Source organism: Thalassospira povalilytica (assembly GCF_002844235.1).
In the GTDB taxonomy this organism is placed as follows: Bacteria; Pseudomonadota; Alphaproteobacteria; order Rhodospirillales; family Thalassospiraceae; genus Thalassospira; species Thalassospira povalilytica.
Window position 1 is genome coordinate 496,586 of the sequence record NZ_PGTS01000003.1, and the last position, 15,114, is coordinate 511,699.

Annotated in this window: 11 protein-coding genes; 5 read left to right on the plus strand and 6 right to left on the minus strand. The window is 56.9% G+C overall.

Features of this window, described 5'->3' with window-relative positions:
• The first annotated feature begins 71 nt into the window (after nucleotides 1–71).
• Entirely contained in the window at nucleotides 72–1,997 is a 1,926-nt protein-coding gene (locus CU041_RS10745; RefSeq protein ID WP_101246880.1) for a transglycosylase domain-containing protein, read from the plus strand.
• A gap of 260 nt (nucleotides 1,998–2,257) precedes the next feature.
• Entirely contained in the window at nucleotides 2,258–4,261 is a 2,004-nt protein-coding gene (locus CU041_RS10750) for a transglycosylase domain-containing protein (protein WP_101246881.1), read from the plus strand.
• 274 nt (nucleotides 4,262–4,535) lie between these two features.
• On the opposite strand, the gene argE is transcribed toward CU041_RS10750, so the two are convergent.
• Genes argE through CU041_RS10770 form a run of 4 tightly spaced genes read right to left on the minus strand, consistent with a single transcriptional unit; the run spans nucleotide 4,536 to nucleotide 8,816 of the window.
• The gene (argE, locus tag CU041_RS10755) at nucleotides 4,536–5,714 is read right to left on the minus strand and encodes an acetylornithine deacetylase (RefSeq protein ID WP_101246882.1); all 1,179 of its coding nucleotides are present in this window, start codon (nucleotides 5,712–5,714) and stop codon (nucleotides 4,536–4,538) included.
• Between the two features lie 22 nt (nucleotides 5,715–5,736).
• Nucleotides 5,737–7,239, minus strand: a complete 1,503-nt coding sequence (locus tag CU041_RS10760) for a tripartite tricarboxylate transporter permease (protein WP_101246883.1) — start codon at nucleotides 7,237–7,239, stop codon at nucleotides 5,737–5,739.
• Between the two features lie 37 nt (nucleotides 7,240–7,276).
• Nucleotides 7,277–7,777, minus strand: coding sequence for a tripartite tricarboxylate transporter TctB family protein (locus CU041_RS10765; RefSeq protein ID WP_101246884.1), 501 nt, complete (start codon nucleotides 7,775–7,777; stop codon nucleotides 7,277–7,279).
• A 49-nt stretch (nucleotides 7,778–7,826) separates the two neighbouring features.
• On the minus strand, nucleotides 7,827–8,816 hold the full coding sequence (locus CU041_RS10770) for a Bug family tripartite tricarboxylate transporter substrate binding protein (protein WP_101247048.1): 990 nt from the start codon (nucleotides 8,814–8,816) through the stop codon (nucleotides 7,827–7,829).
• Between the two features lie 1,059 nt (nucleotides 8,817–9,875).
• Between CU041_RS10770 and CU041_RS10780 the strand changes: the two genes are divergently transcribed.
• Complete coding sequence (locus tag CU041_RS10780) at nucleotides 9,876–10,781, plus strand: LysR family transcriptional regulator (RefSeq protein WP_101246886.1); 906 nt, start codon at nucleotides 9,876–9,878, stop codon at nucleotides 10,779–10,781.
• Between the two features lie 150 nt (nucleotides 10,782–10,931).
• On the opposite strand, the gene CU041_RS10785 is transcribed toward CU041_RS10780, so the two are convergent.
• A complete protein-coding gene (locus tag CU041_RS10785) occupies nucleotides 10,932–11,561 on the minus strand; it encodes a LysE family translocator (protein ID WP_101246887.1) in 630 nt (209 codons plus the stop codon).
• Between the two features lie 210 nt (nucleotides 11,562–11,771).
• On the minus strand, nucleotides 11,772–12,488 hold the full coding sequence (locus tag CU041_RS10790) for a M48 family metallopeptidase (RefSeq protein ID WP_101246888.1): 717 nt from the start codon (nucleotides 12,486–12,488) through the stop codon (nucleotides 11,772–11,774).
• 287 nt (nucleotides 12,489–12,775) lie between these two features.
• On the opposite strand from CU041_RS10790, the gene CU041_RS10795 reads away from it, so the two are divergent.
• Nucleotides 12,776–13,996: an argininosuccinate synthase gene (locus CU041_RS10795; RefSeq protein ID WP_101246889.1), complete on the plus strand. Its 1,221-nt coding sequence runs from the start codon at nucleotides 12,776–12,778 to the stop codon at nucleotides 13,994–13,996.
• A 115-nt stretch (nucleotides 13,997–14,111) separates the two neighbouring features.
• Complete coding sequence (truA, locus tag CU041_RS10800; RefSeq protein WP_101246890.1) at nucleotides 14,112–14,858, plus strand: tRNA pseudouridine(38-40) synthase TruA; 747 nt, start codon at nucleotides 14,112–14,114, stop codon at nucleotides 14,856–14,858.
• Nucleotides 14,859–15,114 lie beyond the last annotated feature (256 nt).

Below are 15,114 nucleotides of genomic sequence, written 5' to 3' on the forward strand. Positions count from 1 at the left end.
TTTTCTTAACAGCTTGGCGTTTTACTGTCGGGGAACAATATAAAACACGGGCAAACAATCGGGATTTCGGCGTGGCAGAAGAAGACGACGAACAGCAAAGCGGCGGGCAATCAGCAGCCAAGATGGCGATGAAGCAGATCGCCGAACGCGAATTGCGGACCATCCGTCGGCGCATTCGGCGCCGCAGGATGCTTTTGATCGGGTTTTTCCTGTCGGTAACGATCTTTGCCGTGCTGGGCATTGGCTATTCGATCCAGTCCAATCTGGATCTGAGCCGCAACATGATCAGAAGCCCCGAAATCCGTATTCTCGGCTATGACGGGGCGTTGCTTGAAACCATCAAGGGCCATTACAGTCAGGATGTCTCGCTGACCACCCTGCCCGAACGGGTCCAGAACGTCTTTGTCGCCGCGGCCGACCCCGGTTTCTATGATCATTTCGGGGTGTCGGGATCGGATTTTGCCCGGATTTTCAGCGGCCGCGAAGGGGCCGGATCGACCATCACCATGAAGGTCGCGCGCAGCTTCTTCAAAACCAAGGCCAACAGTGCCGGCCGCCATTTCCAGGAAGTGCTGGTTGCCCTGTGGCTGGAATGGAGCTTCAGCAAAAAAACCATCCTGCGCAGCTATCTTGAACGCAGCTATGTCGGGCGCGGCATTTTTGGCATCACAGCAGCATCGCGCATCTGGTATGGCAGCCCGTCCGAACGCATGTCCCTGCATCAGGCCGCCGTCCTTGCCGCGGCCATCAGTGATCCTGAAAAATTCAACCCGCTGTTCTATCCGCGTGAAACCGCCGCCGAAGCCAACGAAATCCTGGCCAAACTCGGCCAATACAAATTCATCGAAGCCGACCGCGTTTCCGCCCTGACCCTGGTCATGCCCAAGCTTGATGTCCAGATCGAGGAAAACGTCCTGTCGGGCTATGTCGTTGATATGGTGCTCGAAGAAGTCGCCGATCTGGTCGGCTATAGCAGCCGCGACATCGATGTGGTCACAAGCATCGATCTCAAGGTGCAAAACCTGGCCCGCGATATCGTTGCCGAGGTCTCCGAACTGCGACTAAAACCGCGCGGTGCCGATCAGGTCGGCCTGCTGTCGATAAGCCCCGAAGGCCGCATCCGTGCGATGATTGGCGGGGCGAACTACACCCCGTTCCAGCGCAACCGCGTGACCGAGGTCCGCCACCCGGCCGGACGCATGATCAAGATCGCCACCTATTATTATGCGCTCAATGAAAACAGCGACCCGGCGCAATGGGTGCGTGATAACCGCATGGCGGTCGGCGGCTGGCGGCCGATCAACCCCGATCACGAATATCAGGGGCAAATATCACTGCGCGAAGCTTTCGTGCGCGATGTCAACACGGTGCCGACCAATCTGGCCGATCATTACGGGCTGCTCAATGTGCGCGAATATGCCCGCAATATCGGCATCAAAAGCCCGCTTTCGACCGATATCCGAACCGTCGTCGGTCTTGATCCGGTCACCGTAAGCGACATTGCCGCCATTCATGCCCTGCCGCAGAATTCCGGCAAACCGCCCATGATCACCCTGATCAACAGCGTATCCTATACCGACGATCCGAAATCGATTCCGATCTATCAGCGCGTTGAAAACCCGGAAACGGAAAAACGCCTGACTGATGAGGCGATCCAGGGATCCTACGTGCTTTATGCCAGCGTCACCGACCCGCAAGTGCGCCTTGACCGGCCCTTTGCCGGATACGGCACCGTGGCGGGTGGGCGGACCGATGCCTGGTATGTCGGCTTCTCGTCCGATCTGATCACCGCGGTCTGGGCCGGCAATGACGCGCGCGAACGCATGGATGTACGCGGCGAGGTAGAACTTGCGTCTTTGTGGCGGTTATTTATGCTGGATGCCCATGACGGCTTGCCCATCCGTTCGATGATCCGTGCGTCTTCGCAACGGCGCCGGGACGGTGATGGTGTAACCGACCTGTGGAAACAGGATCTGAACGCAAAAAATGATAATTAATCAGGGTCACGGCTCTTTCATATTATTGTAAATGGTGATTGGTCTTCCGATCGATCAGTTTGCAATAATCGTGAACGGGCACGGCCCGGGTCGCAAAGCGGGGAGACGGGGGACTCCCTCCTCGGTTGGGACATATTGATACTAATACGCCGGATTGAACGGCGCATCCGCCTGACGGGCAAGTGACATCGTTTTTGACGTCACTTTGGCGCGCGCGGATGTGTTTGTCATGACTCCGGTCCAGACCGATAGGTGCATGTGTGGCCCAAAGAGAATTCAAACGGCGAACCAGCGTTCGCAAGGGATCAACCGGAACAAAGCGCAAGAAAAAGCGCGTCAGCAGTGCGGGCAAACGCAAGGGAAGCCTGTTTTCACGCCTTGGGGATATGATCCCGGGGCCAGAAGCCATTGCCAAATTCATTGTTCTGGGCTCGATCTGGGTCATGGTGCTGGGCGGGGGCGTGATCGCCTATTACGGCTATGGTCTGCCCGAAAAGGTCAGCTTCGATGTCGCCAGCGAACGCAAACCGTCAATCCGCGTCATCAGTATTGATGGCGCCACCCTTGCCTCCTATGGCAACCGCTATGGCACCCCGGTCGAAGTTCGCGATCTGCCCGATTATGTCGGTCAGGCCTTTGTCTCGATCGAAGACCGCCGGTTCTATGACCATTTCGGGGTTGATGTGGTCGGCATCCTGCGCGCGGCCTGGACCAATCTGACATCGGGCCGCATCGCCGAAGGCGGCAGCACCATTACCCAGCAGCTCGCCAAAAACCTGTTCCTGTCCCCCGAACGCAGCTTTGGCCGCAAGATCGAAGAAGTCCTTCTGGCGATCTGGCTGGAATTCAAATTCGACAAACAGCAAATCCTGTCGCTTTATCTCAACCGCATCTATTTCGGGTCGGGCCTTTACGGGATTGATGCCGCTGCGCGCTATTATTTCGGCACCGACCCGCGGCGTCTGAACCTGTATGACGCGGCTGTTCTGGCCGGCCTGCCCAAGGCACCAAGCCGCTATAACCCGATGGTCGATCCGGTCAAGGCCGCCGAACGTGCCAATATCGTGCTGGCTGCCATGGCATCGACCGGCGCACTGACCAATGCGCGGGCCGAACGCGCCAAACAGTTCCGCGTTCGCACCGCGCGCAAGGCCAATACCGGCCCGGGTGTGCGCTATTTCTCGGACTGGGTGCTGGATCGGGTACGCGATTATGTCGGCTATATCGATCAGGATCTTCTGGTCCACACCACCCTTGATTCCCGCCTTCAGGAAATCGCCGAATTCAATCTTGAACGCGCACTTGAAAGCAACGGCGCAAAGGCCAAACACGTCACCCAGGGCGCCCTTCTGGCCATGACCCCGGACGGGGCGGTGCGCGCAATGGTCGGTGGACGCGACTATTTCGAAAGCCAGTATAACCGCGTGACCCAGGCCCGCCGTCAGCCGGGATCGGTGTTCAAACTGTTTGTCTATCTGGCCGGTCTGGACAAGGGCCTTGGCTCAAACGACTGGATGCGCGATGTCGGCATTACCATCAATGGCTGGGAACCGCGCAACTTTGACCGCAAACATCACGGCACCATGTCGATCCGCGATGCGGTTGCGACCTCGAACAACTCGATTGCCGTGCAGATGGCGATGGAAGTCGGTCTGGACAAGGTCATCCAGAAGGCCCGCGATATGGGCGTTTCATCGGAACTCAAAGCCGAACCAAGCCTTGCCCTGGGTACCAGCGAAGTCTCGATGCTGGAACTGACCGGGGCCTATGCCATCGTTGCCAATGGCGGTTTTTCGGTCTTCCCGCATGCGGTCAGCAAGATTGTCGGGCGCGGTGGCGAAGTTCTTTATGAACGCAGTGACGATTTCCCCGCCCGCCTTCTTAACCCGCTTCATGCCGGTGAAATGAACAACATGCTTTCGGCCGTGATTGCCAAGGGCACCGGACGCAACGCGATCATCGACCGCCCGACAGCGGGCAAAACCGGCACCACATCGGATTATCGCGATGCCTGGTTCATCGGGTACAGCTCCGATCTGGTGGCCGGTGTCTGGATGGGCAATGACGATGGCAGCCCGATGGACGAAGTCACCGGTGGCGGTTTGCCCGCGACGCTGTGGCATGACTTCATGCTTCATGCCCATCAAAACATCCCGGTCCGATCGCTTGGCAAGGCCGCCCTTGCCCGATCCAAAAAGGTCGGCGAAGATGAAAGCTGGCGCGATTTTACAAAAGGCTTCAGTGCCAGCAGTAAAAAAGAATAGCGCGCAAAGAAGCGCATTCAAGGCAGCGGATCATGGCGGCATGATCCGCTGTTTTTGTTTGGGGCATTGATCGGAAGTTTCAGCCAAAAAAAAGACCGGCATCGATAAACGAGCCGGTCTTCAAGTTTGGTTTGCATGGTCACACCACATAGGGGGCAGTGTGACCAGGGAGTTTCTCACCTGTCGGTGTGCGACGCTCGGAGTCGGAGTGGACAACTCATCGCTTGCAGCGGCCGATTGGCGCTGAGGGTGACGCAGCGCCGCGGTGAGGGTCTCAGGCAGCGACTGCCTGATCAGTGAGCGCCTCAAGGAATTCCAGGCATTCCTCAAGTTGCGAAATCTCGATAAATTCGTTGGGCTTGTGGGCCTGCTTGATGCTGCCCGGGCCGCAAATGATTGACGGGATATTGCCCTGTTTTTCAAATACGCCGCCTTCCGAACCGTATGACACCTTGCCCGAAATTTCCGGGATGATGTTGCGCACAAGTTCGAATGCCGGGGCATCGGTGCAATCGCCCATCCCCGGATAGGAAAAGATCTTTTCCCATTCAAATCCGGTTTCCGGGGCCTTTGCCTTCATTTCCGCATCCAGTGTCGCCATGACCGTATCGCGAATTTCGGCAATCACCGCTTCGGCGTCATGTTCGGGCAGATGGCGGATTTCAAAGGTGAATTCACAATAATCCGGGGTGACGTTGGTCGCCGTGCCGCCGCCGATCGTCGTGGTCAGCATGGTGCTGTGCGGGACGGTGAAATCTTCGTCAAACGGACCGTTTTCTTCGAAATCGCGGGCTTTCTCGGCAATCAGATTGATCGCACGTGACGCATATTCGATGGCATTGACATGGTTGGGCGCAAACGAGCTGTGCCCGGCCGTGCCGGTAACGCCCACACGCATCGAATATTTGCCTTTCTGGCCATTGATGACCTTCATGTCGGTCGGCTCGCCGATCACGGCCAGACGCGGCGGGGTATCCATTGCGGCCAGATGGTCAACCATCGATCCGACACCGATGCAGCCGACTTCCTCGTCATAGGACAGGCACAGATGGAACGGCATGGTCAGGTCGCGTTTGACCAGATCGGGGATCAGCGCCAGCACACAGGCCGAAAAGCCCTTCATATCGGCCGCACCGCGGCCAAACAGTTTGCCGTCACGCTCGGTCAGTTCAAATGCCGGGCTGACCCAGGTGGTCTCAAGGGCCGGCACAACATCGGTATGACCCGAAAGCGCAATGCCCGGAACCCCTTTGGGGCCGATGGTCGCAAGCAGGTTGGCTTTCTCGCCCGTTTCATCATGGAACAGGGTCGATTCAATGCCATATTCCGCCAGATAGTCGCGGACAAAATGGATCAGACCGAGATTCGAGTTTTTGCTCGTGGTGTCGAACGCAACCAGCTTGCCAAGCATATCGATGGCACTATGGAGGCGGGACATATTGGTTTTGGACATTCTAACTTTCTCGTTTCTCGGATCAGGAAGCGGATGCGGTGGCCGCAGCACGCTTTTCGCGCCATTTCTTCCATTCACGGCGAATGGTCAAAGTGACGAACAAAACAGTCAGGACAAAGAAGCCCCAGGAAATCCACGATTGGAAGAAGACGCCAAGATCACCGCGCGAAATCGCCAGCGACCGGCGCATATTGTCTTCAAACATCGGGCCAAGGATAAAGGCGATCAGGAACGGGGCTGCCGGGATATTCAGCAGCATCATGATAAAGCCGACCACACCCATCACCAGCAGAACCGTGACGTCAAACGGGCTGGCCCCGATCGAATAGATGCCATAAACGCACAGGATCAGAATGCAGGGCAAAAGCAGCGTCTGCGGAATGCGCGAGATTTTGGTAAAGGCATTTGCCGTGACCTTGCCTGCGATAAACAGGAAGACCGAACTGAACAGAATGCCGATAAACAGCGCGTAAACCTCGCCGATATTGTTCTGGAACAGAAGCGGGCCGGGGGTCAGGCCATGGATCATGAAGGCACCCAGCATCACACCGGTAATGACGTCACCGGGAACACCCAGCGCCATCAACGGGATCATGGTTGCGCCACAGGCGCCGTTATTGGCTGATTCGGATGCCGCAACACCTTCAAGTTCGCCTTCGCCGAACTTGTCACCGTTTTTCGACGTCCGGCGGGCCTCGCTATAGGAAAAGAACGCAGCAGTCGACGGACCGATACCGGGAATGGCACCCAGAATAACCCCGATCAGCGACCCGCGGCAGATCGATTTGATCGATCCGCGGAATTCCGAAAGTGTCAGGCGGTTATCACCAAGTTTAAGGGCTGCATTGTTTTCTTCCGGACGGAACACAACCATCTTGATCAGTTCAGGAAGCGCAAACAGACCGATCAGAACCGGCACCATGCCAAGACCCGATTTCATGTCTTCGGACAGGGCAAAGCGGTAAGAGCCGTAAATATCTTCACCAACAGTTGCCAGCAACAGGCCAAGACAGGCCGAAATGATGCCCAGAACAAGCGAACGGCCGGAAATACTCGCAACAATCGTCAACGAGAACGCCATCAGCATGAAGAATTCCGGCGGGCCAACACGCAGCGCAAACATCGCCAGGGGCATCGCCAGGAAGAACAGCGAAATATTCGAAATGAAATCGCCGATACAGCTTGAAACCAGCGCCATGTTCAGCGCCTTGCCACCCTTGCCGGCCCGGGCCAGCGGATAGCCGTCAAGAACCGTACAGGCAGCCGATGCGGTGCCCGGCGTCTTGATCAGGATGGCTGAAATCGACCCGCCATAGGTCGACCCCTTATACAGCGCGACCAGAAGAAGAATACTGGTGACCGGCGGCAGATAGAAGGTAAAGGGCAGGGCAAGGGTCACGGCCATCGTACCGGTCATGCCCGGGATGGCACCAATGATCACGCCACCCCAGATCCCGGCAAACATCGCCAGAAAGTTCGGCAGGGTCGCGACCGCCTCAAAGGCATAAAGCAATTCATTCCACATAACGATGGGGACTTTCGATCAGATCAGGGTTACGAGGTCAGAAGAACAGCGTACCTTCGGGGAAGGGCGTATGGGTGACTTCGGTAAACAGCAGATAAAGCAGAACCGGGAAGATGACGGTCAGGCCGATCATCCAGAACTTGCGTTCGAAATTACCGGTCATGATGAACAGCACACCCAGCATCACAATGGTTGCCGGCACAAATCCGACGATCGGCATTCCGATGACAAAGGCGGCAAACACAACCAGAACAGCGGCAAATCGAACGATCAGCGTCTTGTGACTCATGATCCGGGTGCCAAGGCTGGTGACCTGGTTGCGGCTGGCTTCGCGCATTTTGGGAAAGGCCAGAATGACGGCCAGAACCCCCATCACCAGCCCGATGATCGCGACCACGCGCGGCCACATGTCAGGCGGTGGCGCAAAGCCGGGAATGAAAGACGGAACCTTCACATAGATCGGGATCAGAACGAACAGGACGATGGCAAAAAATGCCGTGGCAAGCAGCCCTGCATAGAAATCGCGATTTTGGTTCATGGTTCCGTCTCGCATTAAAAGTCTGAATTAAACGACGTTCGAAAACGTCTTACTGGATGTAGCCGAACTTCTTGGCCATACCGTTGTAAAGCTCAAACTGGCTTTTAACGTAAGCGGACGGATCTTCGTCACCAATGACCGAGGTCGAACCGCGTTTCGCAGCAAGATCAAGCCACTGTTCGTCGGTCGCAACTTTGCCAAGGATTTCGGTCCACTTGGCAACGACGTCTTCCGGAAGACCTTTCGGAGCATAAAGACCGCTCCAGCCGCCAACCTGGCCGGCCTGTGCGTAACCCAGTTCTTTGGCGGTCGGGACGTCCGGAAGGGCAGCCATACGCTTCGGCGAATAAACCATCAGCGGGCGCATTTTACCGGCTTCGATATGGGGCATCAGCGAACCCGCTGCAATCGCCAGGAAGTCAACGTGACCGCCAAGCAGGGCAGCAGCCAGGGCCGAACCGCCTTTATATGGCACGAGGGTAGACGCGGTCAGCGGATCAAGATCGACATCAGACAGCAGGGCCTGAACCGAGAAACCGTCAATCGCGGTGGGGCCGGATGCGGCATAGGTGGTTGCACCGTTGCTGTCTTTGATTTTCTCGATCAGCTCATCAACGGTTTTGATGTCGGAATTGGCGTTAACAGCCAGGATCATCGGGGTGGATTCGAGAATACCCAGGAAGGTGTAATCGTCCCAGCCAACCGGGCTGTCAGCATAAACTGCCGGATACAGCGCCATGCCAACGCGCGACAGCAAAAGGGTATAGCCGTCCGGCTTCTGTTCGGTGACGAAACGCGCACCGTTCATGCCACCATTACCGGTTTTGTTGACCACAACAACCGGCTGGCCGTCGGTGTAGCTGCGTGCGGTTTCTGCAAGCGCACGGCCGGCAAGATCCGATGCACCACCCGCACCATAAGGCACGACAAGGGTGATGGCTTTTTCAGGATAGGCATCAGCCTGGGCGGTTGAGATCATGGTGGTCGTCGCAAGGATGGCGGCCGCTAGGCCGGCTGCTTTTTTGAGCTGTCGAAACATTTTCATGTCTCCCTGTGTGGTGGTGGCAGGATTGCCGGAGCTCTGTCTTTTGTTTTTTTGTGGCTTCATCCATAGACAAACTATAACTGGTGACGCAAAAAATTAATTTCAGTATAACTAATTTACATACTGAGTGTGTTCATGGCACAAGACGCATGTCACAACCCATGCCGGAACACCCGATCAAAGGCCAAAGCCTGGCCCAAACCCGGCCCGTGCGGACAGTCAAGGCCAGCGGATCATGTCGGATCATGTCGGATCATGTTGGACCAAGTCGGGCAAGCTCGGACGAAACCGGGGCCAGTTGGGGCAAGCCGCGGCAAGTTGCGCTCCACCGGCACCAACCGGGAATGGCTTGGCGTCATGCTGGGAGCCAAACCGGAGCCAGATCGGAACCCGACCGGCTCAGATCGGAGCAAGATTGGAGACAGGCCGGAGCCCGGCCGGAGCCAGACTGGGGCAAGGTCGGGGCAAGGCCGGGACAAGTTCGCCACTGTCCCGATCCGGCCGCAGATCGGGATGGCACAGGCAACCCGCGCCTGCCACCTGCATCGGGTCGCCATATCCGACGGCTCAATCGGGCGATTGGTCCGAAAAGCCTGATCGGGCACATGCCGGGGCGCGCACCGGACTCGTCCGGGCGGGCAAGGGGGGCAAGCTGCTCTGACGGATGGCTGGTTCAGACCGCCTGATGGCCTGATCGGCCCATTTGCCGCCGGCGTTCGGATGGTATGGCGGGGAACGATGGCCGCGAAGTTTGACTGTTCAGTCAGATCGGGCAGTCAAACCGGGCAGCCAGACCGTGAAGCCGGACTGGAAAACGGGCCGGAAAACGGGTCGTAGAACGGGTAGGAAAGCTGATCGGGGCGTCTGCTGCAAAGCCCGCCAGCGGACGGGCGCGACGTTGGATGGGGCAACCCGCCGCTGACCTGCCGGGCCGCTCGCCCTGTCCGGGCCGGGGACGGGGTGCGGCCCTGATTTGTTGAGTGTTTGACCGGATGCCTTGGGCATTCAGACGGGCCGTTTTTGCGGTCGGACTTTTTGGACGGAACCTGAATTATGAACCTGCGCGAACTTGAAAGTTTCAATGCCTTTATGACCTATGGTTCGGTGACCAAGGCTGCCCAGGCGATGAATATCAGTCAGCCGATGGTCAGTCGGCTGCTCAACAATTTCGAAAAATCGGTCGGGTTCGAACTGTTCAGCCGCAAACGCAATCAGCTGACCGCAACGAGCGAGGCCCAGCAATTTCACGCCACCGTCTTGCGGTCGCTCAATGCCTTTCGCGAAGTTGAAACCCAGGCCCGTGCGATTGCCAACGAGCAGCTCGGATCGATCCGCATTGCAGCCCAGCCGATCTATGTTGATACCTATCTGATTGATGTGGTTGCCAAATTCAAACAGGCCCATCCCAATGTCTCGATCAGCATCACCGATACCGGGCTTGAGGGCATGCTTGATATGATCTCGACCCGGCAATGTGATCTCGGGATCGGCATTACCCTTGATCTTCAGGATCCCAACGTTCTGGTCACCCCGCTTGCGCAATCGCGCGCGGTCTGTCTGATGCCGGTTGATCACCGGCTGGCCGGGTTTGAAACCATCGATATTGATCTTTTGCGCGGCGAAAACTTTGTCGAACTGTCGATCGGCTCACCGTTGCGCACCAAGATCGACTATATTTTCCAGATTGCCGGCTGGCCGCGCAAGATCGCGGTCGAAGGCCGCACCATCCGCACCGTGTCGCGACTGGTCGAACGCAATGTCGGCATTGCCGTCAGTGACCCGTTCGCAGCCCTTCTGGTCGATAACAGCAAGGTGGTGGCGCGCACCCTGACCCCGGCCATTGAATGGGACGTTGCCCTATTCACCGCCTCGCGCGAACTCAGTGCCGTGGAAAAAAGTTTCCTGGCCTTCCTGCGCGCTGAACTGCCCCGCCTGCGCGAAAGCGGTTGCGTGATCTAAGATCGACGCGACCCCATACCGGCAACATACTGGCAACGCAATCTGGCAGGTGTAAACTTTTCTTTACAGCCGTGTCGGTGTTGCCGTGCTGCCGATCGCCGCGGAAAAGCTGATTGTTAGTTCCAAGCTAATAATCCGCGCGATTATTCGTTAGCGCTTATCAAAAGCAAGCTTGGCGGCCAGTCCCAAAAACACGCAACCGGTAAAAATCTGGAAACCACGGGCGATCCGGGCGGAGCGGGCAAACAGCTGCCCAAGCTTCCCGGCAAAACTTCCGACCAGACAATTGATGATGGTTCCGCCGACATTCAAAATCAGTCCGAAAATCAGGAACTGCACCAATATTGATCCGCGCGATGCATCAACAAATTGCGGGATAAAGGCTAGAACAAAGACGATGATTTTCGGGTTCAAAAGGTTCACCACAATCCCGTCACGCCACGCGCTAAAGGCGCTGGAACGCTTGGTTTCTACCGGTGTCAGATCCTGCCCCTGTGATCGGAACGCCCCGATGGCCAGCCAGACCAGATAGGCAATCCCAAGCCAGCGCAAAACTTCCAGTGCCACCGGATGGGCCGCAACCAGTGCTGCCAGTCCAAGACCGGCCAAAAGCGTATGGATCATCGCACCCGTTGCGATCCCCAGACTTGCGGCATTTCCGGCGCGGGGGCCGGACTTGATGCCCTGACCAAGACAAAACAGCATGTCATTGCCCGGCGTCATGTTCAGCGCCAGTGCGGTGGGGATAAAAATCGCCAGTGTTTCAAGCGGGATCAGCATGGGTGGGGCTCCAAAAACTGTGCTGTTACGGTGGTTTAAGCCATTCAGGGTGTTGCTGTTTCAGGCGTCGCAGTGGTGATTTCTTGCAGGTTTGGTCAATGTCAAAGCCTACGGTCGTGTGCCTTTGTCACGGGGAAGCCGGTCTGGCGGGCTTGGCGCTGTTTGCAGCCTTTATCCGGACATCAATCCTGCTTTCCCGCGCAGCGCGATCTAGCCGCCCGCGCCATAGCGATGCAGGCCTGAACCGTGACGTTTGAGCCAGTGCTGCTGTTTCTTGGACGGGCCATAAAGGTCTTCGACCACGGCCCAGAACCGCGCGGAATGGTTGAGTTCCTGAAGATGGGCAACTTCGTGGGCGACCACGTAATCAAGCACATCTTCAGGGGCAAGAACGAGTCGCCAGCTAAAGGACAGATTGCCGTTTGACGAACAACTGCCCCAGCGCGTGCGGGTGTCTTTAAGCGATATGCGACTGATTTTCTTGCCGATCCGATCGGCATAGGCATGGGCCCGCGGGGCGATTTCAAGCTTGGCCTGTTTTTTGAGCCAGTCGGTCACCCGCCGGTTGGTATATTCCGGCTGGCCCGATACCCAGATCACCCCGGCCTCGGCCCAGACCCCGCGTTTGGCATCGGGAACAGCGCGGATGGCGTGATCGTGGCCCAGGAATGGAATCCACGCGCCCGGTGCAAACTGCACCCGTTCGGGAAGGCGCTGAATATGGGCGGTGACCCAGTCGCCATGCTGATGAAGCATCGAAATCGCGGTTTTGCGCGACACCCCGTTGGGCACGATAATTTCCACCCCGTCAAAGGCCGGATCGATACGCAATTTAAGTCGCGATGCGCGCGCACTGGGGCGCAAACGGACCGGCAGGGGTCCGATTTTGGGCAGATCGATCTCGGTTTCTTCGGTTGCTTTGAGCATTCGGAGCGGTTTTTTCCAAAAGCAGGGCGAAAATTTGCGGGTTTTTGTGCCTTTTTGACATCAACCCCATCTTGGGTCTTGCCCGCTGGTAGTGTTTTCCTATACTCCGCGCTCAAGGTCTAGGGCTCTTTGCGCAAGCTGCCCTGCATTTTGCGCAAAGAGCCGTCGAACTGTCCAATGGACCGTTCGGGGCCGATCGCAACAACAATGTTGCATAGCCAACAGGGATGAATGGCCAAATCAAGCCGCGCCCTGGATTTTATCGGAAGAAGAAAGGCGTCACTCCCATGAGCGATAAGGTCAAAAAGGTCGTCCTTGCCTATTCTGGCGGTCTGGATACCTCGATCATCCTGAAATGGCTTCGCGAACAGTATAACTGCGAAGTCGTAACCTTCACCGCCGATCTCGGCCAGGGTGAAGAGCTGGAGCCGGCCCGTAAAAAGGCGGAAATGTTCGGCGTGAAACAGATCTTTATCGAAGATCTGCGCGAAGAATTCGTTCGCGACTACGTTTTCCCGATGTTCCGTGCCAACGCCCTTTATGAAGGTGTTTACCTGCTCGGTACCTCGATCGCGCGTCCGCTGATCGCCAAGCGCCAGATCGAAATCGCCGAAGAAGTCGGCGCAGACGCCGTTTCCCATGGTGCAACCGGCAAAGGCAACGACCAGGTCCGTTTCGAGCTGGGTTATTATGCCCTTAAGCCGAACGTAAAGGTTATCGCGCCGTGGCGTGAATGGAACCTGAATTCGCGTACCGCCCTTCTGAACTTCGCACGCGAGCATCAGATCCCGATTTCGGCCGACAAGCTTGGTGGCGATGAGCCGCCCTATTCGACCGATGCCAACCTTCTGCACATTTCGTATGAAGGCAAGGCGCTGGAAGATCCGTGGGTCAAGCCGAACGAAGGCATGTTCGAACGTACCGTGTCCCCGCAGAACGCCCCCGATGCGATCACCACGATCGAGGTTGAGTTCGAACAGGGCAACCCGGTTGCGATCAATGGCGAACGCATGAGCCCGGCCACTTTGCTGACCAAACTCAACGAAGTTGCCGGCAAGAACGGCATCGGTCGTCTTGATCTGGTCGAAAACCGTTATGTCGGCATGAAGTCGCGCGGCGTTTACGAAACCCCGGGCGGCACCATTCTGTCGGTGGCGCATCGCGCGATGGAAAGCATCACCCTTGACCGTAACGCCGGTCACCTCAAGGACGAGCTGATGCCGCGTTATGCCGAGATGATCTATAACGGTTACTGGTGGTCGCCGGAACGTCAGGCCATCCAGCGCCTGATCGACGAAACCCAGAAAACCGTGAACGGTGTTGTCCGCCTTGACCTTTATAAGGGCAATGTCACCGTCACCGGCCGCAAGTCGCCGAACTCGATCTACTCCGAAGAGCATGTCACGTTCGAAGCCGACACCGTCTATAACCAGCGCGATGCAGAAGGCTTCATCAAACTGAATGCCCTTCGTCTGCGTCTTGGTTTTGACCGCGACAGCGTGAAGTAAGTTTTCCGCACGTAATTGTGGAAAGACAAACGAGGGGCATGATTGCCCCTCGTTTTCGTTTGAAAGCCCGGCTATAAAGCCGGGAGATTGGCTTGTTCAGATAATTGTATCGGTGATGCAACGCTATAAATGTACCGTCGAATATGACGGCCGCCCGTACCACGGCTGGCAATACCAGGACGAAGTGATTTCGGTTCAGAAGGTCTTTGAGGCCGCGATCGAAAAATTCGCCGGTACATTCGTGCGCGTCTATGTTTCCGGCCGAACCGATGCCGGGGTGCATGCCCTTGGTCAGGTGGTGCATTTCGATTTGCCGAAATATTATCCGGCAGAAGCCGTGATGAATGCGATCAACCATCACCTCAAACCCGATCCGGTGGCGATCAAGGAATGCGAGGAAGTCACAGAAGACTTCCATGCGCGCTTTTCATCAAAGAAGCGCTACTACATGTATCGCATCATCAATCGCCGTGCGCCGCTGACCTTTGAGGCCGGGCTGGCCTGGGGGATTTACAAGCCCCTTGATATCGATGCGATGAACGAAGCCGCCCAGCATCTGATCGGCACCTTTGATTTTACGACGTTCCGGGCAACCGAATGTCAGGCCAAAAGCCCGATCAAGACGCTGGAAAAACTTGAAATCAAACGCAGCGGGGAAAACCCGCTTGAAATCCGGGTCTTTACCGAAAGCCGGTCCTTTTTGCATCATCAGGTGCGCAATATGGTCGGCACCCTTGTTCTGGTCGGCAAGGGCAGCTGGAAGCCGATTGACGTCAAATCGGCACTTGAGGCCAAGGATCGCCGTGCGGGGGGCCCAACCGCCCCGGCAGACGGGCTGTATTTCGTCAAGGTCGATTACTAGGGCCCGATCCTGGAACTGGCCCCGAAAACTGACCTCGAGATTTGACCCCCAGATTTAACCCGGAAAGCCGACCCAAGAGCTGACGCAAAGGCTGACTCAAAAGCTGACTCCGGGGGCATGCCCCAAGACCCGCTTGTGCGTCACGTCGGTAGATTTTTTTCGTTTTGTATCGTTTCAATTCCGGTTTCACCACGCGCCTGCGCGGTGCGCCAGAAGCTGTTCAAGGCCGTCAAAAACGCAGTTTTCGGCGGGTTGA

Coding starts and splice junctions, on each gene's coding strand:
- CU041_RS10795 (WP_101246889.1), top strand. CDS start 12,776: ATGAGCGATAAGGTCAAAAAGGTCGTCCTTGCCTATTCTGGCGGTCTG.
- CU041_RS10790 (WP_101246888.1), bottom strand. CDS start 12,488: ATGCTCAAAGCAACCGAAGAAACCGAGATCGATCTGCCCAAAATCGGA.
- CU041_RS10780 (WP_101246886.1), top strand. CDS start 9,876: ATGAACCTGCGCGAACTTGAAAGTTTCAATGCCTTTATGACCTATGGT.
- argE (WP_101246882.1), bottom strand. CDS start 5,714: ATGTCCAAAACCAATATGTCCCGCCTCCATAGTGCCATCGATATGCTT.
- truA (WP_101246890.1), top strand. CDS start 14,112: ATGCAACGCTATAAATGTACCGTCGAATATGACGGCCGCCCGTACCAC.
- CU041_RS10760 (WP_101246883.1), bottom strand. CDS start 7,239: ATGTGGAATGAATTGCTTTATGCCTTTGAGGCGGTCGCGACCCTGCCG.
- CU041_RS10785 (WP_101246887.1), bottom strand. CDS start 11,561: ATGCTGATCCCGCTTGAAACACTGGCGATTTTTATCCCCACCGCACTG.
- CU041_RS10770 (WP_101247048.1), bottom strand. CDS start 8,816: ATGTTTCGACAGCTCAAAAAAGCAGCCGGCCTAGCGGCCGCCATCCTT.
- CU041_RS10765 (WP_101246884.1), bottom strand. CDS start 7,777: ATGAACCAAAATCGCGATTTCTATGCAGGGCTGCTTGCCACGGCATTT.